The sequence below is a fragment of the Bacillus pumilus genome (assembly GCF_009937765.1).
GTDB lineage: Bacteria > Bacillota > Bacilli > Bacillales > Bacillaceae > Bacillus > Bacillus pumilus_O.
In genome coordinates this window covers 68,745-90,370 of record NZ_CP047089.1, presented here as the reverse complement: position 1 = coordinate 90,370, position 21,626 = coordinate 68,745, and the positions used below count along the sequence as shown (strand labels likewise).

Genomic DNA, 21,626 nt, shown 5'->3' with positions numbered 1-21,626 from the left:
GGTCTATCTACCTAAATTAATTTTCTTTAATTTAATAAAAACAACCTTTCTCGCCTTTTTATACATCGATATCCTTTTATCATCGATAAGAACAATCTCCATGATAAAAAACCAGATAAGTTTACTCATCTGGTTTTCACCATTTATTATTTTTTCTGTTCTTCCGCCTGCTTTTTAAATGCTTTCGCTTGTTTTTGATATTCCTTCTTCGTGACCGCTTTTAACTCTACGGAACCGCCTGTCATTTTAAATGGAAGTTTGATTGATTTTACATCTCGATCAGTGGAACCTTTAATGATCCCATCTTCAATTGATGGCTCATGGCCCATTACAAAACTTCTTCCATCCGTTTCACCCGAGACTTCTAATCTCATTTCTTTATAAGGCTTACAATCTTCTCCGGGAACCGTTGTGGTTAGAAGGGAGCCGGTCCATCCAATCTCAATATGCATGGTTTTCACCTGTAAAAATAATTGTTTGTCCTTTGCCGTATAGAGAAAGCCATATACCTTTGCCACTTTCTCCTTGAAGTTTCTCATACTATCATAAAACCTATCTTCCGCGGTATCGAATAGATAATCATACCGTTTTTGAATATCTTTCTGATATTTATCTAGCTTTTTTTGATTGATCGCCTGATAAATCGTGTTTTTCTTTTCGCCTTGTTTTTTCACTGAAAGGTCTTTTCCTGAAAAATGAACTTCGTATACGATCGTTTCTTTACCTTGTGTGACTTTGAATTCATATCCATTTTCTTTTGAGCTGCCGGCTACGACAAATTGTTTTTTATAGATATGCGGATCCCATCTCACTTCTTCTACATACTTTTCATTCAAATGCCCTGTTACTTTCCCTTTGCTCTCAGATACCTTAAACCAGCTCATTCTATCCTTCGTTTTATACGCAAATGCATAGGAATGGTTTAATGAATTTTTTTGTGCGATTGCTTGATATGCTGTCCAGCCGCCTCCACCAATGACTAACACTGTCAGGATAGACACGATCCACATTTTCAATTTACTCATACGTACCTCCACTAATATATGATTTAAAAAATCTTCATTGTCCCTATTTATATATTCAACTAAATTCTTATCGCCCTGAAATGCCATTCACAACATTCATCTGTTCCAACACGATCTACTTTTGCAATTCTTTCGCCTTTTTTTTTGAATGCTTCCGTTTGTTCTTGATATTCCTCTTTCGTGATCGCTTTAAATTCTATTGTCCCGCCTGCCATTTTAAAAGGAAATTTAATTGATGTTGCATCTCGGTCAGTTTCCCCTAAAGTAAAACCCTTTTCAATTGCAGGATAAGTACTCAAATCAAACATCATCCCATCTGAAACTCCACCGGCTGTATGTTTCGTTTCTTTATAAGGTTCACCACCATCTCCTGGAACCTTTCTCATCAGAAAAGAACCTGCCCATTCAGACTGCATATACATTCGTTTTACCTTTAGAAATAGTTGGTATGAACCATCCTCCGCCGTATACAGATAACCATAAGCGCCTGTTACTTTCTTAATGAAGTTTCTTACATAATCATGAAATCTATTTTCCGTGTCATCCATCAGTTTCTCATATCGATCATGAATGTCCTGTTGAACAGCACGTAGTTTTTTTTGATCAACTGCTTTGTATGTGATGCTTTGCTTTTCACCTTGTTTTTTTACAGAAAGATCCTTTTCGGCAAGGTGAACTTCATATGTGACCATTTCTTTCCCTTGCTTTACATGAAATTCGTAACCGTTTTCAATTGATTTTCCGGTTAATTGATATTTGTTGATAAATATATTGGGATCATAATGACTTTTCGGATTTTCCTCTAAAATGGTTTCATTCAGATGACCTGTTACTTTTCCGTTTCTCTCTGTTACCTTGAACCAGTTCACACGATCATTTGTCTTATATGCAAAGGCGTAGGGGTGATTCAAACCACTCTTTTTTGCGATTGCTTGATATGCTATAAAGCCGCCTCCACCAATCATAAGTACCGCCAGAATAGCCATGAGCCAAATTTTCGATTTACTCATATATCCCCCTCCAAACTATCATCGTTCAATCAATATGAATGATTCATTTCATGGATTAACAAATCAGTGATCTTTTCACCTCCTTTCTAGCATTTTTTTCTCTTATACATCTTGTGTCTGCAGCTATACATCGTTTATTATATATCTAAATGATATATCTTTTAGATAGGTGTGCTGATATGAAAAAATACAATGATACGACGTATGCGATTTTGGGGATTTTAACGACAGATTGTAAGTCTGGTTACGAAGTGAAGCAATTAATTGATACGAGCTTGCATCATTTTTGGAAAATTAGTTATGGACAAATTTATCCAGCTTTAAAGTTAATAGTCGAGGAAGGGCTTGCTGAGGTTTCACCTGCTTCTTCGTCAGGTCGCTCTGACAAGCGGGAATATCATCTGACTGAAAAAGGACTGGAGACGTTAAGGCAATGGCTGGCAAAGCCTCTTGATCATTTACCATCAGAACGAAATGAAGTGTTATTAAAGTTATTCTTCGGTCAATATCTTTCGATTGAGAAAAAACTGGTGCTTCTACAGGATTATGAAAGACAGCTTCGTATCCGTTATGAGACCTATGTTTCGATTGAACAAAACATTCAAGAACTTTATCCCGATGAAGCAGATGCGAAGTATTGGCTGTTTACATTAGATTACGGAAAAAGAGTGGCTCAAGCAGGAATTGATTGGTGTGTGGAGACATCCCATTTGATGAAGAAGGAAGGGTAAATGTATGAAAAAAGACATACGTGCTGGCAGGTTTACAACGGAGAATTCTGACTCGATTGTTGTGTTTATTATTGGCATGCGGATCAATAAACGCTGGGCGGTTCATCAATGGATGCCTGTGTTCATGTCAATGCCTGGTATGATCAAAGAGCTGTATACCCATCAAGAAGAGCTTGGTTTCCTCGGGACAGAGAATTACTTTGGCTTACGCACGACAGCGATGATCCAATATTGGAGATCAACAGATGACCTTCTGGCTTATGCAAAGATGGAAAAACATTTGGCAGCTTGGAAGAACTTCCATCAGAGGGCTCAGAACAATGACGCAGTGGGTATTTATCATGAAACTTATCAAATTCAAGCCGGCTCATATGAATCCGTCTATGTGAACATGCCTTCTTATGGACTGAGCCAAGCGAGAGCGCCTATCCCAATTGGTAAAGGAAAACAAACAGCAAAAGAACGGCTGAAAACAACAAATTCCTAGAGAGCGAATCTCTAGGAATTTCTTTTTGCGACGGTCACAAAATGTTTTAATATGCGGGCTGTTAATCCCCAAATGGTGTAGTCTTCATAATCATAAAACCATTCCTCTATCGAACGACTCCCCCAGCGGTACTTCTCACCATTCATGATTTTTTCATAAGGGAAATCCTCAGCTGGTGTTGGCTGAACGGATACATGATGTAAGTATGGCTCATATTGACTTAACCATGATAAAGGCACGGTAAAGGTCTCTTCTACTTCTTCTTGATTGAAGGAGTGTTTTAATTTTTGTTCATCAATGATCCCGACATATGGATAGACCACGAAGGACGGAGATGCAATGTAAGGGCTGAGCTGTCCAAGAATCTCCACCGATTCTGGCGGAATGCCAAGCTCTTCATGTGTTTCTCGCAATGCAGCCTCCTGTGCTGTTTCGCTGCCGTCGAGCTTGCCACCAGGGAAGCTAATATCACCCGGCTGTTTTCTCATGATGAGCGATCGCACCTCAAATAAAATATGCCATTCTCCGTTTACTTGCACCAAAGGGACAAGGACTGCAGCTTTGAACGCTGTTTCTTCTCCAATAAATAAAGGTTGAGATTGATGTAAGTCATTTTTTAATTGGTCAATGAACACGGGCATCACCTATTTTCTGTTTCTCTTTCTTTTAGCGTATCATGGTTCATCTTTTGAAGAAAGATGATTCTTCTGACAATTATTTTTATCAATTTGACAACTTTACTTGTCAAATTGAATAAGATGCTTTACAATCAAAGAAAGATTCAGATCAAAATTGAGGTGACAGAATGAAAAATCGATTAAAAGAGCTTCGTGCGCGTGATGGTTTGAACCAAACTGAACTTGCCAGTCGTGCAAAGGTTTCTCGTCAGACCATCAGCTTAATGGAACGAGATGAATTAATGCCGTCTCTCTTGCTCGCTGTTAAGCTTTCACGAATTTTTCAGGAACCCATTGAACGTATTTTTCTATTCGAGGAGGATGAACTATCATGAAAACTGTATACAAAATGCTATTAGGTGCTCTCCTTGGCTTTCTCGGCGCTTACTGTCTGCTGGCAGCTGAATTTGAGATGACCCTTCTTGATGTCGCATTTGAAGCGACTCTTGTCATCAGCGGCTTGACGATTGTATTGATTGTTTATTGTTTTTCAGGGATTTCACGTATGAAGAAAAGAGTATCATTTTCGGTCTCTGGAGATGAAGAGGATGAACTCGAAGCAAAACAGTATCGTACCTTTACTGATTCGACTTTAGCCAATACAGTGAGTACCATTTTATCCATTATTGCCATCGGTATGGCTATCGTTACCGAACTTCCTATTTGGCTGATTCTCGTCAATGTTGCTTTATTTATCATTACCATTATCAGTTCTTATGTAGCGTTATCCGTTCTAAAACTTGTCTACCCTAATCGCAATCTCCCAAGCCCGACTGACAAAGATTATAATAAAAAACTGCTTGCTATTTCTGACGAAGGTGAAAAGCATGTGATGCTTGGCGGACTGTTTCACACGTATCAAATGATGAACATCTTATTGACCAATGCCATGTTTATTTTGATTGTGTATTCCCTTGGGGCCAATCACTCTCAGCTCTTCTCAATCATCGTAATTGGAGTTGTTTTAATCCTTTTGAATGCCAATTATATGTTCAGGATTAGAAATCGTTGAATGAACAAAAGCACAGCCTACTGCAAAGGCTGTGCTTTTTTCTATCTATTATGACGCACGGCGTTTCTTTCTTGCATAAATCAATAATAAGAAACCAAACCAAACTGGTGTTAACAAGAGCGCCGGACGTGTTGCATCCGCAAACAGCATGATCACTAAAATGGCAGCAAAAAGGACAAGAACACAAATGTTCACAAAAGGGGTGAACGGTGCTTTAAAAGTAGATGCTGCATGCAGTTCAGGCTTTGTCTTCTTATATTTCAAATGGCAAATTAAAATAATACTCCATACCCAAATGAAACAAATGGCACTGATGGTTGTGACAATACCAAAGGCTTGTTCCGGAATCAGTTTGCTTAAAAGAGCACCGACCGATACCACAATTGTTGAAACGAATAGTGCATTACTTGGTACAGCGTGTTTGTTCAGGCGGCCAAAGGAAGATGGGCCCTGTTTTTGATGACTGAGATTATACAAAATCCGGCTCGTCGAGAACATGCCGCTATTACAAGCAGAAGCCGCAGACGTCAAGACAACAAAGTTAATGAGTCCCGCTGCTACTGGAATTCCAATCAGCCCAAAGGTTTTCACAAAAGGACTTTCTGATGCACTAAGCTCAGTCCATGGATTGATACATAATAAGACAAAAATGGCGCCCACATAGAAAAATAGAATTCTTAATGGAATTTTATTAATCGCAGACGGGATGTTTTTTTGAGGATTGGCTGTTTCTGCTGCGGACACACCGACCAACTCCACTCCCACATACGCAAAGATAACCATTTGGAATGACAGTAAGAAACCTGTGACACCATGCGGGAATAGTCCGCCGTGTGACCAAAGGTTCGTTACCGTCACCGGCCCTGCATCTGTTTGAAACCCAATGATTAAAAGAACAATTCCAACGCCGATCAGCAAGAGAATCGTAATCACTTTAATGAGTGCAAACCAAAATTCCATTTCTCCGAAAAGCTTCACCGTTAATAAATTAAACCCTAGTAAAATTAACAAACAAATGATAGCAGGAATCCATTGCGGAATGTCAAACCAATACTGCACATACACTCCGACCGCAATCACATCCGCCATCGCGGTCATAATCCAGCAAAACCAGTACGTCCACCCTGTCACGAAAGAAGCCCACGGACCAAGGTAGTCTTCTGCAATATCGGTTAATGACTGATAGCCTGTCTTCGATAAGAGTAGTTCACCAAGTGCCCTCATGACGAAAAAGATCGCCATTCCGACAATGAAATAAGCAAAAATGATCGATGGACCTGCCAATTGAATGGCCTTTCCAGAGCCTAAAAACAGCCCAGTTCCAATGGTTCCGCCAATTGCAATCAACTGAACATGGCGGTTTGATAAATCTCGTTTTAATTCTTGTTGTTCCAATGCTAACGCCCTCCTACGACACGATCTTATACTGAAATAATGAACTCTCAAAAAGTCCATAAAAAAAGAGATTGGATGCGCTCCAATCTCACGGTCATAAAAGAATAGCAAAATAGAGAAAAGCAATACACGGCATCATCCATGCATTACAAATACAATATTTCGTACTCTTCTGTCCTTTTGCCTGAGATTGTGAACCCTTCGGCGCCGCACACATATGCGGTCTCTCCAGAAGCTGCTCCTGCTATAGTGTGACCCACAGCAATCATAGCCTTCGTTATTTTATTAAAATGTTGCTATTTCTGAATAATTTCATATTTTACGCCTCTAAAAGAAAGCTGTCAATGGAAATCTTTTATGAGTGAAGGTGGCAGCCATATAACTTCACTTCATCAATCCCCTTTAATTCATGTATAATAAATCAAAAGATGTTCGGTCCGTTTGATAGAGAAATCCCTCTTGATCATGAACAAAGTGAAGAAATCCATGGAAGTTGGTGAAAACAAATGAAAAAAATGAACAAACAGCGTGTCACATTACAGGAAGTTGCCAAGCATGCCGGTGTTTCGACTTCAACGGCATCACTTGTTGTTCGAAATAATCCTAGAATCTCTGAAGCCACTCGAAAAAAAGTACTGCAATCCATGGAGGACTTAGGATACGTTTACGATCGCGTTGCTGCCAACATGCGATCAAAAAGCTCAAATATCGTGGGTGTGATTGTCACGGATATTTCTAATACCTTTATGTCTGAGTTTTTAATTGGCGTGCAAACCACGCTTGAATCACTTGGCTATACTGTTCTACTTGGTACGACCTTTGACAGTGTAGATAAGCAGGAGCGGCTCATTTCCACAATGGTAGAGCACCGAGTGGGTGGAATTATTTTAAACCCAGCTTCAAAAAGCTCTGCACGCACGGTCAAACAATTAAATCAAATTCGCACCCCAAAAGTACTGGCAAATCGAGAATTATCAGATGTGCAATGTGACTATGTCGGTGTTGATTATGAACAAGGTGCTTGGATGGCGATTCGTCATCTTCTTCAAAAGGGGCATCGGCGTATCGCCTTCTTAGGCGGCATCAAGACCTCATCAACTTGGATTGAGCGGATGAAAGGTTTCAAAAAAGCCCATGACGAAGAAAATCTGACGATTGATGATTCTCTTATTATAGACATAGAACCTACTCGTGAAGGCGGGAAAGAAGCACTTGCCCAAGTGATGGATCAGCCTGAGCCTCCTACTGCTATTTTTTGTTTTAGTGATCTAGTCGCATTTGGAGTCATTCAAGAACTATCAGCACGGGACATTAAGCCTGGTGAAGATATCGATGTGGTTGGATTCGATAATGTTCCTGAAGCGGAAATGTACCATCCGCCGCTCACCACTGTTTCCTCCTTCCCCCGATCCATCGGGGTAAAAGCAGCAAACCTTTTATATCATAAAATGAACGAACAGGATGAAGAGCTGCAGAGATTGATCTTAAAGCCTCAACTTCATATTAGAGAAACCGCTCCCTCATCATGAAAAAGAGAATTGCGTACAGCAATTCTCTTTTTTTATTGATCAAGTCAACGATTTCTTTGTTTCATTTTTCTTTTTTTAAATCACAAAGTCATAAACTTGACACATTTAAAACACAGGAGTATATTTATCTCGTTGCTTCTTTTAGTATATCGTTATACCTAATTCATCATATCGTTATTTCTATCAAAAAACAGTTGAGAACGATATTTTATGATTCTGATCAAATCATGAAGTTTCACTTTCTAATCAAGACTGTTATTATTTTTTACACTTTGGTAGAACGATGTACTTAATGAAAGAAGAGATGAATATTCATTAATTTACTCTCATCAATCACACAAGGGGTGTTGTGATGGACTTATGTACATGTAAGGAAATAACAAAGGGTAGACAAAGAATTTGACCTTAAAGGGGTTTCAAATATAGGAGTGGGAACATGAAAAATCCTTATATTAAATCATCAATTGGTATGTATTTAAACTACTTCATGCTTGGCATGATCAATATTATTATAGCTTCCAACATGGACAGCTTATCTGGACGCTACCATGTAGATATTCCGAAAATTAGCTTGCTTGTATCGGCGATCGGAATTGGTAAACTCATTGCACTCTTTTTCTCAGGCCGGTTAGCCGACAGCTGGGGACGTAAGCCTGTCATTATTACAGGGAATTTTCTTTACTTATTATTCTTAATCGGTATTCCAACGACAACGAGTTATACACTGGCATTTATCCTTGCGATTTCAGCAGGTATTGCAAATTCACTGCTTGATTCAGGAACCTATCCTGCTTTGACTGAGTCATTTCCGAAAAAAGCAAGTTCTGCGTCTGTTTTAGTGAAAGCGTCTGTATCCATTGGGGCGACAGTTCTTCCATTTATCTTGGCGTTCCTAGTGGCACATGACATCTTCTGGGGCTGGGCGTTCTTTGGACTAGGGCTTCTTTATTTACTTGTTGGGATTTACTTAATCTTTATGCCCTTCCCGAACCATAAGCAAGTTTCTTCACAAGACGCTCTTCCAGTACAGGAGCAGCTGAAGGAAGAACCAAAAATGCTTGGCGAAGGCTTAGCTGTTGTACTCATGGGATTCACGTCGACTGCATTGTTTGTCGTATGGCAGACATGGCTTCCGCAGCTCGGATTAAAATTAATCGGACTTGGCACAGAACAAGCCACACAGCTTCTATCTTATTTTAGTATCGGTGCATTGGTATCTGTTCTCTTGCTGTCGATCGTTTTAGATAAATTCATTTCACCAATTATGGTAGCGATCATTTATCCAATTGGGGCGTTCCTTGCAATGCTTTCACTTTTCCAAATCGAAACATACAGCATTGTCATTGTCAGCACCTTTTTCTTAGGGCTATTTACAGCGGGAATCTTCCAGCTAGCGATGAGTATTATGATGAAACTATTTCCGACAAACAAAGCAACGGCTTCATCCTACGTCAACATTGCGGCAAGCTCCGCGTTTATCCTCGTGCCGCTCATTACAAGTGGATTGGTCAGCACGTACGATATTAAAATGACGTTATTTTTCGATATGATCATTGCGGTTATGAGCGTATTACTAGCGGTCTTTGTTCTTGGACGCATGAAAAAATTATTTAGATAATTAAAGGAGATGTCAATCATGACAAACATACATGAACGAAATATTGATGGAAAAACAAAATTAGTCGGTCTTCTTGCTACACCAATCGGGCATAGTCTTTCACCAAGGATGCATAACCTTGGCTATACACTAACAGGTATCAACTATGCTTATCTTGCATTTGAAGTAGGGAATGATGAACTAGAAGCAGCCGTATATGGTATGAAAGCAATGGGTGCAGCTGGATTTAACGTCTCAATGCCGAACAAAATGAAAGTACTAAATTACTTAGACGAACTAGACGATTCTGCAAAATACACACGTGCAAGTAACACCGTTGTCAACAAGGATGGCAAGCTCATCGGTTACAACACAGACGGTCTTGGATATGTGAGAAACTTGATTGAACATGGCGTTGAATTAGCCGGTAAAAAAGTCACTCTCGTTGGCTCTGGCGGTGCGGCGACTCCGATCGCCATTCAGCTTGCACAATCTGGTATTCGTGAAATTAGTATTTTTGCTCGTAATGATCAATACTTTGTTCAAGCCGAAGAAAATGTAAATTACATCAACAACGAAATGAAATCCTTCGGTGTCAAAGCTAATATTTTCCCACTTGAAGACAAAGACGCATTCCGCCGTGAAGTAGCAGAAAGTGCAATCCTAGCAAATGGGACAAGCCTTGGCATGAAACCACTAGATCAACTCAGCATTATCGATGATACACTTGATGTACTTCGTGAAGATTTGATCGTGACAGATGTCGTATACAACCCGCAAAAAACAAAACTTCTTGCGCAAGCACAGGAAGCTGGCGCCAAAACCATTAACGGTCTTGGAATGATGCTATGGCAAGGTGCACTTGCTTACAAACTCTTTACTGGTGAAGATATGCCAGTTGATCAAGTAAAACAAATTCTTTTTGAAAATGACCGTTTCTAAAACAAAAAAAAGACGACTTCCTATGCGGAGGTCGTCTTACATTATTGACAAAGGGCTAAAATGATCTTCATTTTAGCCCTTTGTCTTCTTTTCAGCGTGATAGAAAATCTTTGCAGTCTAGGAAGGGCGAGCACAGCCCTGCCACGAATGCGAGGGTTTGTCTTCACACTGAGACGACTTCCTTGAACGGAGGTCGTCTTTTTTTAATCATGGACCATGATTTGGCGGTATCGATACAGGATATACAAAGCGCCGATAATGGCCGCAACAGCCACCACTGCATCGAACATAAAGATTTGTAAAATGGACGAGTGACTCTGAATTAGGCCTGTTACGACTGGGATGACGATAGCCGACACGCCGCCCGCTGTGGAAATAATTCCTGTCATCGTCCCTTTGTTTTTCCAGAAGAATTCAGCCATCACAGTTAATGTTAGTTGAAAGACTCCTGCTGTTGAAAATCCCAATACAAAAGCATTGACGGTTCCGATGACCGGTGATTTCACGACCAAGAGTACACAAATAGAAACTAGTGTAATGATTGGATAGATCAGCAGCACAGTGACCGGACGGACAAAACGGCGCAACAGAAATGCAAGCATCACGACAGATAGCAGCCCGCCCATGCTATAGTAACTGAGCAGTTTCACAGCACTGCCCGATGTCATTCCCAATATGGCCTCACCGTACGTAGGAAGCCAAATTTGTGGCAACGCATATAGCCCATTTGACGTAAAGCTGATCACAATGAGTGCGATCCCTTCTCTCCAAAATGTAGGCTCTGTCGAGAAGCGCGGAAGTCCGTCCTGCTCCGTTACCTGGACTTGTTCCACCTTGCGATGATTTGGAAATGGCAAGGTCCACAACATCAAGACATTCACAAGATAGATCAGAGCAGGAACAAAAAATGCCATTCCATAAAACAAATCATGCTCTGCCAAAAAGAAAATCGCGAGTGGCAAAATGGTTGCCCCAATGGATATAAAGGCCTTCACCATCACATTCGCAGATCCCGAGTTTTGCGGAAAAGCCTCCATTAATGCAGGATACGTTCCTGCGTCCATTGCCGAATTCGCGACCCCTGCCAAAATGGCAAATGCAAACGCGATTTGATAATTTGGAGACAACGGAATTCCGATGAGGAACACAGCCATCAGCACACCCGAAACCAAAATGACAGGCTTTCGCCCAAAACGATCTGATAGAACACCCGATAAACCATACGTGAGTACCCTACCAATGCCAAGCGCCGAAATCATATAACTAATTCCTGCACTATTTGTATCTAACTGTTTGATTAAAAATGGCATATTGGAAGCCAAAATGATATTGACCATCCCTAATAAAAAGTAATTAATATATAGACTAGAAGCCGTTCTCACATACGGATTCCTCATCCTGACACACCCCTCAACACCATCGCAATGAAGTGACCATTTATAAGATCTCATATGTGAGGAAGAACAGCTTTACAGCCTTCACGTTCATACATCTCATCATGTCATGCAGCTCACCGCTTACATGCCCTTCATGTATCAAGCATTTCTTCAATTTTTCACTGATCTTATTTTATATGAATGTGAAAGGTAATGATAGTGAATTGCTTAAATTTGAGAGGAATTGATACAAAAAAAGGAGTGGCAGGTGTCCACTCCTTTTTGATCGTCTACCAACTTTGACGGTTGACTCTTAATCCAAGTAAAAACTTTTTAAGTGTTCGATAGAAAACCTTAATTCTCGATTTTCTCAATATTTACGCTTGGAATTGTAATATTACCATCTGTCGTGGATTCATATGTAATGACACCCTCAGAAGTACCCATAAAAGTAATTACGTCTCCTTCTAAGACTCGCGATTTAACGAGATCAGCTTGATAAGCGCCATAAACAATATCATTGTAATATTCATCTACAGCTACTCTTATTTCCGTCGTACCGTCACCTTCCATGACTTGGACAACTTCACCTTTAAATTTCACTTTTTTTCCTTTATATTTTTCAGGTGTTCTAGCCAATTGATCGTAAGTGATACCAGTATCGTAACCCTTTTTCTCTTGTTCCTCAGCTTTTTTCTTTGCTAATTCTTCTTTCTTTTTCTCTTCTTCTTTTTTAGCTTTTGCTTCTTCTTCTTTTTTCTTTTCTATTTTCTCCATTTTTTCTTTTGCATCAGCTTCGGCTAACTTTGCATATGGAGCTAACTCATCTACTTTTTTCTGCAGAGTTTCGTTTTCTTTCTTTAGTTTTTCACTTGCTTTTGATGGTGAGGAACCAGACATTGCCGATCCGATAAACATAGCAACAATGGCTACTACAATATACTTCCAACTTTTCTTTAAAAACTTCATTTTAAACTTCCTTCCCTCATAACGATATAGTGTTTCATCACAAATTCAATTTCCTGAAACGAACATTTTTGGATGATAATATCTATATCGGTTGGCAGAAGAAATTTTTAACAAAAAAATTAGATATTTGTACTCAATTAATTGTTTAATCGAACCAAAAAATATAACTTTGGGACTATTTAAGCAAAAGTTAAATAAAAAAGCTATGGTTTATGCAAGCTGTGCACCAAATTTGTTATTTCTTACACCACACCAAATACTTAGCTCATGATAATATTCCGTTCGTTCTATGCATAATCCAATAAAAATGCGTTTTCTGGAAGTGTCATATAGCTTCATTCATTAAGTGCTTTCTTGTGCTTTTTCTTTTTAGAGTTTCAATTCTTTTAGGCTTATTATTCATAGAAGTCACCTTTTTGGAGCTAGCCATACATCCGTTTTATTTGTAATCATTGACAGGTCCTTTATCCATCAATACCTCAATTTCATTAGAAGACTTCAATTTTAATTTCGGTCTGCGCTCAGAGTTTGGTTTGCTGTATAGCTCAAGTGGGCGGATGATTACACCATCATTTGTATTTTGAAGCATACCTGGCACACAAGAATAAATACGATCATTGTCATTGGCATGTTTGGAATGAATCGTCACAGACGTTCCTTGATGATTATCGATACTCATAGATACTCTATATCTATAAAAAGAACCTGTCCCGTTTGATTGAGCAGAATAAACGACTGGAACGACAGCAAGGATATCATCATTTAACCGAAGTTTAATCACTTCTGTTTTCATTGATTCATGGTCTCTACCGACATCTCCCATATGCTCAACAGCTCCGTTTCCGTAACTTTTGAGAGCAGGAATTCCTTTCGCACCAAACATAGCCACATCTACTTGCTTTCCTGACTTTGTGTAGACCAATGCATAAATATCATAATCGGTGCCAGACTCCCAAGATACTGTCGCTGTGATCTCAGGCGTTTTCTCAATGATGATCGGTTTATGACCTTTGTCTAGACTAATTTTACCTTGAACTTTTTCTAAACTGATAGGTGCAGCGACTTTCTCTATAGCTGTTGCCTTCGTTTGAGCAGGATCATCAATTGGTTGTTTTTCAGGAGCCATTAGTGGTGTAGACATCTCTTGTTCATCTGGTTCAACCTCCACACCATAAAGCTTGCATAGCCCTTCCAGCCCAGAATCGAATCCCCGCCAGATTGATCGTGCCTTCGTATCACCATTTCTTATATACAGCTCTACTACGACAATGCCCTTTTCATTCGTAAAGTTTACTGGTGTTAGATAAAACACCTCATCGCCTGTTCGAATTTCTGCTTGCAAATGCTTCACTTGAGAAAAGCCCGTTCCTTGATCTTCTGTTAATGTAATAGCCATCTTTGTGATTCCAGCTGGCACTTTGCTCATATCAAAATTCAATTGATGCCTTTTCAACTGACCTGATACATCTGCTGGTAAAAGTGCCGCTGCACCCGAAGCACTCTCTGGTTGATTGTAAAAAATAATGCCATGATCTCCTTCAACCTGATCCGAATCTGTTAAAAGAAATGCTGTTAAAGAAATATCAATGTCAGATGATCCTTCATAGCTGATGGATACCTGCCCCTTTGGAGAGTTTAGTACGGTATTGGCTCCCATTTGCAGAGTGTGATTCATTACAACAACTCCTATTCTTTATCTACCATTTAACGTTTTTATAGATCAATTATACCAAATCATGTAATGAAACCTATTCATTTCTTTATCTCTTTTCAATCTCTACAACAATATGAGACAATGCTAACTAAAAACAAACCACTCTCAAAAGGAGAATCAATATGTATAAAAAAATCATTCCTGTTGTTATGGTCATATTCGTCCTTTGGATTCTTCTTCAAATATCCTTGAACATGGAGATCTTTCACAATCCAATAAACTATTTTGTCGCCATTACTCTCTTTTTTCTTTGTATTCAGAGTCTATCAAAACATAAACGATGAAAACCCGAACAAGCATATACCACGCTCATTCGGGTTTCTATTTTTTCCTTTATTACACTTCTTCACCATTCGTGGCAATGACGTTTTGATACCAAGTAAACGAATCTTTTTTGAGTCTCTCCATTGAGCCGTTGCCTTCGTTGTCGCGGTCAACGTAGATCATGCCGTAGCGTTTTTTCATTTCACCTGTTGTGAAAGACACGATGTCAATGATACCCCAAGGTGTGTAGCCAATCAGGTCAACACCGTCGTATTCGATGGCTTTTTTCAGTGCTTCGATATGAGAAGCGAGATATTGAATTCGTTCTGGGTCATGAATGGAACCGTCATCCTCCACTTGATCAATGGCACCAAATCCATTTTCAACAATAAAGAGCGGGATTTGATAGCGATCGTAAAAACGATTCAGCGTATATCTTAAGCCTGTCGGGTCAATGGACCAGCCCCAGTCACTTGATTTGATATAAGGATTGTCTACTCCATGCGGAAGGGCTCCGTTGACAATGTCTCCGTCGTTATCAGACACTGCATCACTTTTAACCGTCGTCGACATGTAGTAGCTAAAGCCAAGATAATCTACTTTCCCTTTTCTTAAGCTTTCTTCATCGCCTTCTTCAAACGGAATTTGATAGCCTTCGCGTTCGAATTCTTTGAGTGCATAGCTTGGATAGTAGCCCCGAACTTGTACGTCTGGGAAGAAATAGCGTTGTCTCATATATTCTTCAGCAAGCATGACGTCCTCTGGATTTGAGGAATACGGATAGATTGGTACGTGAGATACCATTGCACCAATTTGAAAAGCAGGATTGATTTCTTTGCCTTTTGCTACTGCCCATGCACTTGCTAGTAATTCATGATGTCCTGCTTGATACATAATTTCTTTGGCATTTTCGCCTTCTTTGATAGATACTCCTGAGTTTGTCCATAGGAACAGCGGGTTGTTGACATCCATTTTGTTATTGATTTCATTAAATGTCATCCAGTACGTGACCTTGTCCTTGTAACGATTGAAGCACACTTCAGCGAATTTCGCGAAGTATTCCGCCACTTTTCGACTTCTGAATCCGCCGTATTCTCTTGCCAAATGAAGCGGCATCTCAAAGTGAGACAGTGTAATTACAGGCTCGATGCCATGCTTGAGCAGTTCATCGAATACATCATCATAGAATTGTAAACCAGCTTCATTCGGTTCCGCTTCATCTCCCTTTGGGAAAATCCGGCTCCAGCCAATGGATGTACGAAGGCATTTTAAGCCCATTTCGGCAAACATCGCGATATCTTCCTTGTAACGATGGTAGAAATCGATTGCTTCATGGTTCGGATAAAATTTGCTTTCTTCTATCGTCTCCGTAATTTGTCTCGGCACTCCATGGGCTCCGGCTGTCATTACATCCACAACACTTGGACCTTTTCCTGCTTCATTCCATCCACCTTCAAATTGATGTGCAGCTAATGCGCCGCCCCATAGGAAATCTTTTGGTAATGTCATTATCTATTCCTCCTATTTCACAATTGTTATCATGACGTCCATTGGCTGTATCACTACTAGTATATGTACATTATAATTATACCGGCACAATTTATCAATGCATATATAATTTCATTTAGCATATCAAAGAAAAATCGGTATGTGCTATAATCAAAGACAATAAATCGTGAAAACAAAGAGGAATAGCTATGTTAAAGTATCAACAAATTGCGAGCGATATTGAAAAATATATTGTCACCCATGAGCTACAGCAAGGAGACAAGCTTCCTGTACTCGAAACCCTCATGAGCCAATTTGCTGTGAGCAAAAGCACCATTATCAAATCATTAGACTTACTCGAAAGAAAAGGAATTATCTATCAAGTGAGGGGCAGCGGCATCTTTGTTCGAAGACACAGACGCAAGGGCTACATCAGCCTTTTATCCAACCAAGGGTTTAAAAAAGATTTAGAGGAGTTTCAACTGACATCAGAGGTTTTAATGCTGGACACCATCAAACCGCCCGAAGAAGCAGCGCTTAATTTGAATATTGAAGAAGAAGAGGATGTTTTTTACCTCAAACGCATCCGTTATATCAATGGACAAACCTTATGTCTAGAAGAATCCTATTACCGAAAAACCATCATTCCCTATCTCAACACAGAAATTGCCGCCGATTCTGTTTTTAAATTTATAAGTGAAGGCCTTGGGCTCAAAGTCGGCTTTTCCGATATGTACTTGCAAGTAGGAAAACTGAATGAAACCGAAGCAAAACACCTCGGCCTTAAACAAGACGATCCCGCTCTCCGCGTCGAAACCGTCTTTCATCTCACAAACGGCCAGCCTTTCGACTTCTCGAAAATCACATATAACTACATGCAATCCCAATTTTTTATTCAGGCGAATAATTATTATGGGTGATGGATGGAAAAGACCCCTCATGGCTGAGGGGTCTTTTAAAGTAGTCAATTTATTTGTAATAGTTATAGTCATTAAACGTGGCTATCATATCTTCTTGTGTTCCTTTTTTACCACGATTCGTATTAAAATATAATGTTCCGTCATCAAAATCGACAGCTTCTATTTCAAAAAGAGTAAATGCACTGCTCGTAATTCGGAATGAAAGATCTTTTCTCGTAAACAATTCTTTTGAAAAATCCTTTGTAGGTGTCTCCTTTTGCTCTTTGATCATTTGATTAATATTTAGCGGATATGTGAGAATAACACTCACATTAGAAGCTCCTCCGTTAGTATCCGGTTTAGATAAAGGCACATATAATGTTCCTTGGTAGAATGAGATTCCTTGAAGAATGTATTTGGACACATCGACCACTGATTGGTTTACGACAGCTTTTGTATAATTTAATGTAAACGTTGCCTCATATTCAAACTGCCCTTTTTTGTCATTAAAATTCCCAATAAAAAAGCGATTGCCAGACCTTACAATAAACTTATCAGTTCCAACAGAATATGTGATGCCACTAATTGATAGATCCGCCCCTTGGTACTGTAGGACATAAGATTTAGCCACTTTGTACGTATTTTTCTTCGTGTTCACACTTAACTTCACTATTTTTTTTACATACTTTACACCATCGGTCATAGGCGCTACATACAAGCTAACTTGTTCATCACCTTTTTGAGCTTTCACAGCTAGGTCATTCGCATGTCCTAAATCATTGATAGTACTGTTGGTGTCAGAGTTTTTAAGAAGCTTAACTATTCTTTTGCTGGACGAGCCGTTCATTTTTGTCGAATACAATTGCGTCATATGATTTGACGTATTTATTTTTGCAGAATAAATCGTATTATTATTACGATCTACAGCCATCCCTTGCATAGAAGTGTAAAACCCAGAACCAGACATTGCAGAATACGTTGTATACGTATTGAAATATCCTGATTGAGCCTGAACAGTAGTAGACCATATACTGCACAAAAAGATGACAGCCATTGAAATGATAATCTTTATTTTTTTCAAAAAAAACACGCTCCTATCAATGAAATTTGTATCATTTAGCTATTTAAAAATCGCCACCCTAAATGAATGGCGATTGAGCACACTACTTTTCAGCCTGAAACTTCTTTACTGTCTTATTACTTTCTGACATGCCTTTCCCAGTGACGGTGAAGTAAAGCTTTCCACCCTTGGCACCAAGTTGTTTAAAAGTGACTTTCACAGCCTTGCCTTTAGAAACCGTTGATTTTCCAATCAGCTTCCCTGATGAATGATAGATTTTGACCACATCTTGTTTCGCTAATTGACTGATCGTGACAACGTCTTTTTTCTTCTTGTTGTTCACGATTTTGATTTGATTGCTTTTTAGCGCAGCAGATGGTTCACCCTTAAAAGAAATGGCTTGCTTTCCGCTTTCCAGCATCTTATCTCCGCTCCGAGTCACATACACTTTACCGCTCTTAGCCCCTACTTGTTTAACGTACAGCTTGATAGATGAACTGTTCGCTGGTTTTGATGTGGCAAGTAGTTTTCCATTTGTTGAATAAACTTTGATGACATCTTTTTTCTTGATCTTACTCACTGTAATGACGTCTTTTTTATTTTTAAGATTATTGATTTTGACTTGGTTGGCTTTCAAAACATCTGATTTTTCACCCTGATAACGAATCGATACTCGATTGCTCTCTTTTAAACTAGGCTCTTTGATACTGATATAAAGTGTTCCATTTGTTTGGCCTAATTGCTTCAAGGAAATCGTCACGTTCGAGCTAGATACAGTCTGTTGAGCAATTGCTTTTCCACCAGAAGCTTGTTTAAAGATTTTAATGACGGATTGTTTTTTGATTCCTTTTATCGTCACTGTATCGTTTTTGCCTTTGTTGTTTGTCACCTTCACTTGAGATGATAGAAGTGGGGATGTGACAACTTTTTTAACGGTAACAGCTGGCAGGGCAACCTTTCTCTTTCCACTTTGCAACGTGATGGTTACTTTAGACCCTTTCATTAATTTCCCTGTTTTTAATTTGAAGTTTTTCCCCGGAGTAATGGCAAACGGTCCATATTTCTTTTTCGTTATACTTGAACTGAGATTCGACATTGCTCTTATTGTGTTATTCGCTGAATCAGTTTGTACCTCTACAACAGCTTGATCACCAAACGTACTGATGCCGTTAATGGTATCACTTGAGTCATCGATTTCCTCCACAAAAACTTTCTGTACATCTTCCTGAGATTGATTCGTTTCATTCGGGTTATCTGCCATGAACGACTTGACTGTAATTAAGTCACCACCGATTAACTTTGAAACAGGAACATCATAGACGCCATTAGCGTCTGTCTGACCTTCCCCAATGACTCTCCCCTCTCCATCTAAAATATTGATCATACTTTTAGGAGTTGCGGTCCCAGCTACTGAAGTAGAAAGCTGAGTAAATGGATCAATCGTCGGAGCGGTTGATCTAAGTCGGAAAGTGGTCTCATACAAAGCATTATCATAAGAGGGTTCCATCACTTGAAATTCACTTTGATCCAATGCTTTTATTGTGTTATTGTCCACACTCAATTCAAAATTGCCATCACCATCTGCAGTCATCGATTGAATGATGTCACCTGATTTTTGATTTTTAAAGACGATCTTTGCATAAGGAATTCCCGTTTGGCCTTTCACTGATTTCGACCATTTCGTCGTAGGAATAAGTGAGATTTTCTTAGGATTCACAATTTTTTTGTAAACGTCGATATTGCTGCCAGTCGTCATTTTCACTGTTAGGAATGTGCCTGCATTTAGGGCAGGCAGCTTTAATTGAATGGCATCATTGAATGTGCCTGATGCAATCACTTTGCCATCTTTCATGACCTCTACTTTTGTGTTCTTCACAGTTTTCCCAGTTAGCTCCTGAGAAGTATCATATATCGGATCTAATGAGGTAAACGATTCCTTGAATACATACACTTTGTTTGAAGAAAGCTTTGTCCCATTTTGGTCGTACGTATCTAACCCCACCGTTTGGCCTGAACTAATGTTCCAAGAAAACAACTTAAAGTTTCCGTTACTATCTGCTTTTGCATAGTGCATATATTTAGATTTCCAGTTACTCGGAACACCCCAATCTACGAATGCAACGATTGCGTTTGGCGCTGTTTTACCTGTCAGATAATTATCACCATATTGATAACGATCAACTGTTGTTTTCGTTCCACCCTCTGCGGCACTCACATTTTCTTGTATATTGAAAGTTAACATCATCATACAAAGAATAGAAACTACTATTTTCAGGACTATTTTCATAAAGATATCCTCTCTTTTCCTATTAATGTTTTAATATACAAATATTATACATTTCATCCAATGTAGGCACAAGAGTTAATAATGTGACTAAAGGCTTATCTAATTACTATTTTAATAGATACTGTGAATTTCGCTCCCTTACATGAACACTTCCGATTTAAAGTATCAAAAAGATTCATTTTACGAATGGAATGATCAAACTTATGATAAACGTAACAAGATTCTATAGGAGGATTCATTATATGAGAGACATTAGGGTGTATCATGTCGATGCGTTTACAACTGAGAAATTTGGAGGGAATGTTGCTGGGGTCGTGTTGGATGGTGATCTTTTAACGGAGGATGAGATGCAGAATATCGCCAAAGAGTTGAACTTACCTGAATCTGTCTTCTTGCTGCCTGCACATGATAAAGAAGCTGATTATCGGGTCAAATACTTCACACCGACAGAGGAGGTCAATTTCTGCGGGCATGCGACTGTTGGATTGACTTGGCTTTTAGCGACGGAGCTTGGGCTGGCAAAAGAGAAAACAGGGGTCGTGTTAGAAACGAAGATTGGCCATGTTCCTGTTGTATGGCACGAAGAAAATGGCAAAGTCATCGATGTGGAAATGACGCAAGTGACGCCGAAAACGCGAGATTTTATGATCGATTTAGAAGAGCTTAGTGACATGATTGGTGTCAGCAGTGATCGCATTGATCCATCTTACCCTATCAAATTAGCAAACACCGGAAACTGGCATCTTCTTGTTCCGATGAAGCACCAACAGGACATTGACCAAGCGGCACCGAACTTAGCGGCTTTAGGGAAAATGAATAAAGAGCAGAATATCACAACGACTCACCTTTATACATTTCATACCGCAAAAGAAGTTGATCTTTACACGAGGGATTTTGCACCTGGGATTGGGATACCCGAAGATCCGGTGACGGGGGCAGCAAACGGGGCATTGGCTGGTTATCTTTATATAGAGGGTATCATTTCTCAACAAGAAACCACTCGTCTGAACATTGCTCAAGGGGATGCCATCGGCAGACCCGGCATCCTTCGCATTACGGTTATTCCGAACGAATCAAAACCTGTGATCAAAGTGGCAGGCGCAGCGGTTATCACTATTCGCGGCGTGTTGACCATATAATAAATCATCAGCTTGAATGGGAGAC

Annotated in this window: 20 protein-coding genes and 1 riboswitch; of the genes, 10 read left to right on the top strand and 10 right to left on the bottom strand. The window is 39.5% G+C overall.

Annotation, left to right across the window (positions count from 1 at the left end; genetic code table 11):
* Positions 1-146: 146 nt before the first annotated feature.
* Positions 147-1,025 carry a hypothetical protein gene (locus GPS65_RS00425; protein WP_119125620.1) on the bottom strand — a complete coding sequence of 293 codons (879 nt, stop codon included), beginning with the start codon at positions 1,023-1,025 and terminating at the stop codon, positions 147-149.
* Positions 1,026-1,084: 59 nt separating this feature from the next.
* A complete protein-coding gene (locus GPS65_RS00420) occupies positions 1,085-2,035 on the bottom strand; it encodes a hypothetical protein (protein WP_144474054.1) in 951 nt (316 codons plus the stop codon).
* Between the two features lie 179 nt (positions 2,036-2,214).
* On the opposite strand from GPS65_RS00420, the gene GPS65_RS00415 reads away from it, so the two are divergent.
* Positions 2,215-2,766, top strand: coding sequence for a PadR family transcriptional regulator (locus GPS65_RS00415; protein ID WP_119125621.1), 552 nt, complete (start codon positions 2,215-2,217; stop codon positions 2,764-2,766).
* Positions 2,767-2,770: 4 nt separating this feature from the next.
* Positions 2,771-3,253 carry a DUF4188 domain-containing protein gene (locus GPS65_RS00410; RefSeq protein ID WP_119125622.1) on the top strand — a complete coding sequence of 161 codons (483 nt, stop codon included), beginning with the start codon at positions 2,771-2,773 and terminating at the stop codon, positions 3,251-3,253.
* Positions 3,254-3,264: 11 nt separating this feature from the next.
* On the opposite strand, the gene GPS65_RS00405 is transcribed toward GPS65_RS00410, so the two are convergent.
* Positions 3,265-3,888, bottom strand: a complete 624-nt coding sequence (locus GPS65_RS00405; protein WP_119125623.1) for an NUDIX hydrolase — start codon at positions 3,886-3,888, stop codon at positions 3,265-3,267.
* A 170-nt stretch (positions 3,889-4,058) separates the two neighbouring features.
* Between GPS65_RS00405 and GPS65_RS00400 the strand changes: the two genes are divergently transcribed.
* Positions 4,059-4,265, top strand: a complete 207-nt coding sequence (locus tag GPS65_RS00400) for a helix-turn-helix transcriptional regulator (protein WP_088001880.1) — start codon at positions 4,059-4,061, stop codon at positions 4,263-4,265.
* On the top strand, positions 4,262-4,942 hold the full coding sequence (locus tag GPS65_RS00395) for a DUF3169 family protein (protein ID WP_144474052.1): 681 nt from the start codon (positions 4,262-4,264) through the stop codon (positions 4,940-4,942). Before GPS65_RS00400 ends, GPS65_RS00395 begins: the two co-directional genes overlap by 4 nt.
* A 48-nt stretch (positions 4,943-4,990) precedes the next feature.
* On the opposite strand, the gene GPS65_RS00390 is transcribed toward GPS65_RS00395, so the two are convergent.
* On the bottom strand, positions 4,991-6,337 hold the full coding sequence (locus tag GPS65_RS00390) for an amino acid permease (protein WP_012011844.1): 1,347 nt from the start codon (positions 6,335-6,337) through the stop codon (positions 4,991-4,993).
* Between the two features lie 162 nt (positions 6,338-6,499).
* Positions 6,500-6,579, bottom strand: a riboswitch (glycine riboswitch).
* A gap of 264 nt (positions 6,580-6,843) precedes the next feature.
* On the opposite strand from GPS65_RS00390, the gene GPS65_RS00385 reads away from it, so the two are divergent.
* The 3 genes from GPS65_RS00385 (at position 6,844) to GPS65_RS00375 (ending at position 10,405) form a co-directional block, all read left to right on the top strand.
* Positions 6,844-7,866, top strand: coding sequence for a LacI family DNA-binding transcriptional regulator (locus GPS65_RS00385; RefSeq protein WP_088001884.1), 1,023 nt, complete (start codon positions 6,844-6,846; stop codon positions 7,864-7,866).
* Between the two features lie 436 nt (positions 7,867-8,302).
* On the top strand, positions 8,303-9,484 hold the full coding sequence (locus tag GPS65_RS00380; RefSeq protein ID WP_119125625.1) for an MFS transporter: 1,182 nt from the start codon (positions 8,303-8,305) through the stop codon (positions 9,482-9,484).
* Between the two features lie 18 nt (positions 9,485-9,502).
* On the top strand, positions 9,503-10,405 hold the full coding sequence (locus tag GPS65_RS00375) for a shikimate 5-dehydrogenase (protein WP_012011848.1): 903 nt from the start codon (positions 9,503-9,505) through the stop codon (positions 10,403-10,405).
* A gap of 203 nt (positions 10,406-10,608) precedes the next feature.
* On the opposite strand, the gene GPS65_RS00370 is transcribed toward GPS65_RS00375, so the two are convergent.
* The 3 genes from GPS65_RS00370 to GPS65_RS00360 all read right to left on the bottom strand — a co-directional run bounded on the left by GPS65_RS00370 (position 10,609) and on the right by GPS65_RS00360 (position 14,425).
* Positions 10,609-11,802 (bottom strand): MFS transporter, encoded by a 1,194-nt coding sequence (locus GPS65_RS00370; protein ID WP_119125626.1) that lies wholly within the window; start codon positions 11,800-11,802, stop codon positions 10,609-10,611.
* 333 nt (positions 11,803-12,135) lie between these two features.
* Positions 12,136-12,750: a hypothetical protein gene (locus tag GPS65_RS00365; RefSeq protein ID WP_119125627.1), complete on the bottom strand. Its 615-nt coding sequence runs from the start codon at positions 12,748-12,750 to the stop codon at positions 12,136-12,138.
* A 439-nt stretch (positions 12,751-13,189) separates the two neighbouring features.
* Positions 13,190-14,425: a TerD family protein gene (locus GPS65_RS00360; RefSeq protein WP_119125628.1), complete on the bottom strand. Its 1,236-nt coding sequence runs from the start codon at positions 14,423-14,425 to the stop codon at positions 13,190-13,192.
* A gap of 161 nt (positions 14,426-14,586) precedes the next feature.
* Between GPS65_RS00360 and GPS65_RS19390 the strand changes: the two genes are divergently transcribed.
* Positions 14,587-14,748: a hypothetical protein gene (locus GPS65_RS19390; protein ID WP_238389124.1), complete on the top strand. Its 162-nt coding sequence runs from the start codon at positions 14,587-14,589 to the stop codon at positions 14,746-14,748.
* A 52-nt stretch (positions 14,749-14,800) separates the two neighbouring features.
* Here GPS65_RS19390 and bglA read toward each other — a convergent pair whose 3' ends face one another.
* On the bottom strand, positions 14,801-16,240 hold the full coding sequence (gene bglA / locus GPS65_RS00355; protein ID WP_119125629.1) for a 6-phospho-beta-glucosidase BglA: 1,440 nt from the start codon (positions 16,238-16,240) through the stop codon (positions 14,801-14,803).
* Between the two features lie 185 nt (positions 16,241-16,425).
* On the opposite strand from bglA, the gene GPS65_RS00350 reads away from it, so the two are divergent.
* Complete coding sequence (locus GPS65_RS00350) at positions 16,426-17,136, top strand: GntR family transcriptional regulator (RefSeq protein ID WP_012011855.1); 711 nt, start codon at positions 16,426-16,428, stop codon at positions 17,134-17,136.
* 49 nt (positions 17,137-17,185) lie between these two features.
* On the opposite strand, the gene GPS65_RS00345 is transcribed toward GPS65_RS00350, so the two are convergent.
* Together GPS65_RS00345 and GPS65_RS00340 are read right to left on the bottom strand one after the other, a co-directional pair.
* Entirely contained in the window at positions 17,186-18,196 is a 1,011-nt protein-coding gene (locus GPS65_RS00345) for a hypothetical protein (protein ID WP_186312727.1), read from the bottom strand.
* 82 nt (positions 18,197-18,278) lie between these two features.
* On the bottom strand, positions 18,279-20,462 hold the full coding sequence (locus GPS65_RS00340) for an Ig-like domain-containing protein (RefSeq protein WP_119125630.1): 2,184 nt from the start codon (positions 20,460-20,462) through the stop codon (positions 18,279-18,281).
* Positions 20,463-20,704: 242 nt separating this feature from the next.
* On the opposite strand from GPS65_RS00340, the gene GPS65_RS00335 reads away from it, so the two are divergent.
* Positions 20,705-21,601 (top strand): PhzF family phenazine biosynthesis protein, encoded by an 897-nt coding sequence (locus tag GPS65_RS00335; protein ID WP_119125631.1) that lies wholly within the window; start codon positions 20,705-20,707, stop codon positions 21,599-21,601.
* The last annotated feature ends 25 nt before the right edge of the window (positions 21,602-21,626 follow it).

What these genes read in the sequence shown, in the direction of transcription:
- GPS65_RS00340 (WP_119125630.1), bottom strand. Translation starts at nt 20,462, where the DNA reads ATGAAAATAGTCCTGAAAATAGTAGTTTCTATTCTTTGTATGATGATG.
- GPS65_RS00350 (WP_012011855.1), top strand. Translation starts at nt 16,426, where the DNA reads ATGTTAAAGTATCAACAAATTGCGAGCGATATTGAAAAATATATTGTC.
- GPS65_RS00395 (WP_144474052.1), top strand. Translation starts at nt 4,262, where the DNA reads ATGAAAACTGTATACAAAATGCTATTAGGTGCTCTCCTTGGCTTTCTC.
- GPS65_RS19390 (WP_238389124.1), top strand. Translation starts at nt 14,587, where the DNA reads ATGTATAAAAAAATCATTCCTGTTGTTATGGTCATATTCGTCCTTTGG.
- GPS65_RS00375 (WP_012011848.1), top strand. Translation starts at nt 9,503, where the DNA reads ATGACAAACATACATGAACGAAATATTGATGGAAAAACAAAATTAGTC.
- GPS65_RS00410 (WP_119125622.1), top strand. Translation starts at nt 2,771, where the DNA reads ATGAAAAAAGACATACGTGCTGGCAGGTTTACAACGGAGAATTCTGAC.
- GPS65_RS00400 (WP_088001880.1), top strand. Translation starts at nt 4,059, where the DNA reads ATGAAAAATCGATTAAAAGAGCTTCGTGCGCGTGATGGTTTGAACCAA.
- GPS65_RS00360 (WP_119125628.1), bottom strand. Translation starts at nt 14,425, where the DNA reads ATGAATCACACTCTGCAAATGGGAGCCAATACCGTACTAAACTCTCCA.
- GPS65_RS00420 (WP_144474054.1), bottom strand. Translation starts at nt 2,035, where the DNA reads ATGAGTAAATCGAAAATTTGGCTCATGGCTATTCTGGCGGTACTTATG.
- GPS65_RS00425 (WP_119125620.1), bottom strand. Translation starts at nt 1,025, where the DNA reads ATGAGTAAATTGAAAATGTGGATCGTGTCTATCCTGACAGTGTTAGTC.
- GPS65_RS00365 (WP_119125627.1), bottom strand. Translation starts at nt 12,750, where the DNA reads ATGAAGTTTTTAAAGAAAAGTTGGAAGTATATTGTAGTAGCCATTGTT.
- GPS65_RS00335 (WP_119125631.1), top strand. Translation starts at nt 20,705, where the DNA reads ATGAGAGACATTAGGGTGTATCATGTCGATGCGTTTACAACTGAGAAA.
- GPS65_RS00415 (WP_119125621.1), top strand. Translation starts at nt 2,215, where the DNA reads ATGAAAAAATACAATGATACGACGTATGCGATTTTGGGGATTTTAACG.
- GPS65_RS00385 (WP_088001884.1), top strand. Translation starts at nt 6,844, where the DNA reads ATGAAAAAAATGAACAAACAGCGTGTCACATTACAGGAAGTTGCCAAG.
- GPS65_RS00380 (WP_119125625.1), top strand. Translation starts at nt 8,303, where the DNA reads ATGAAAAATCCTTATATTAAATCATCAATTGGTATGTATTTAAACTAC.
- GPS65_RS00370 (WP_119125626.1), bottom strand. Translation starts at nt 11,802, where the DNA reads ATGAGGAATCCGTATGTGAGAACGGCTTCTAGTCTATATATTAATTAC.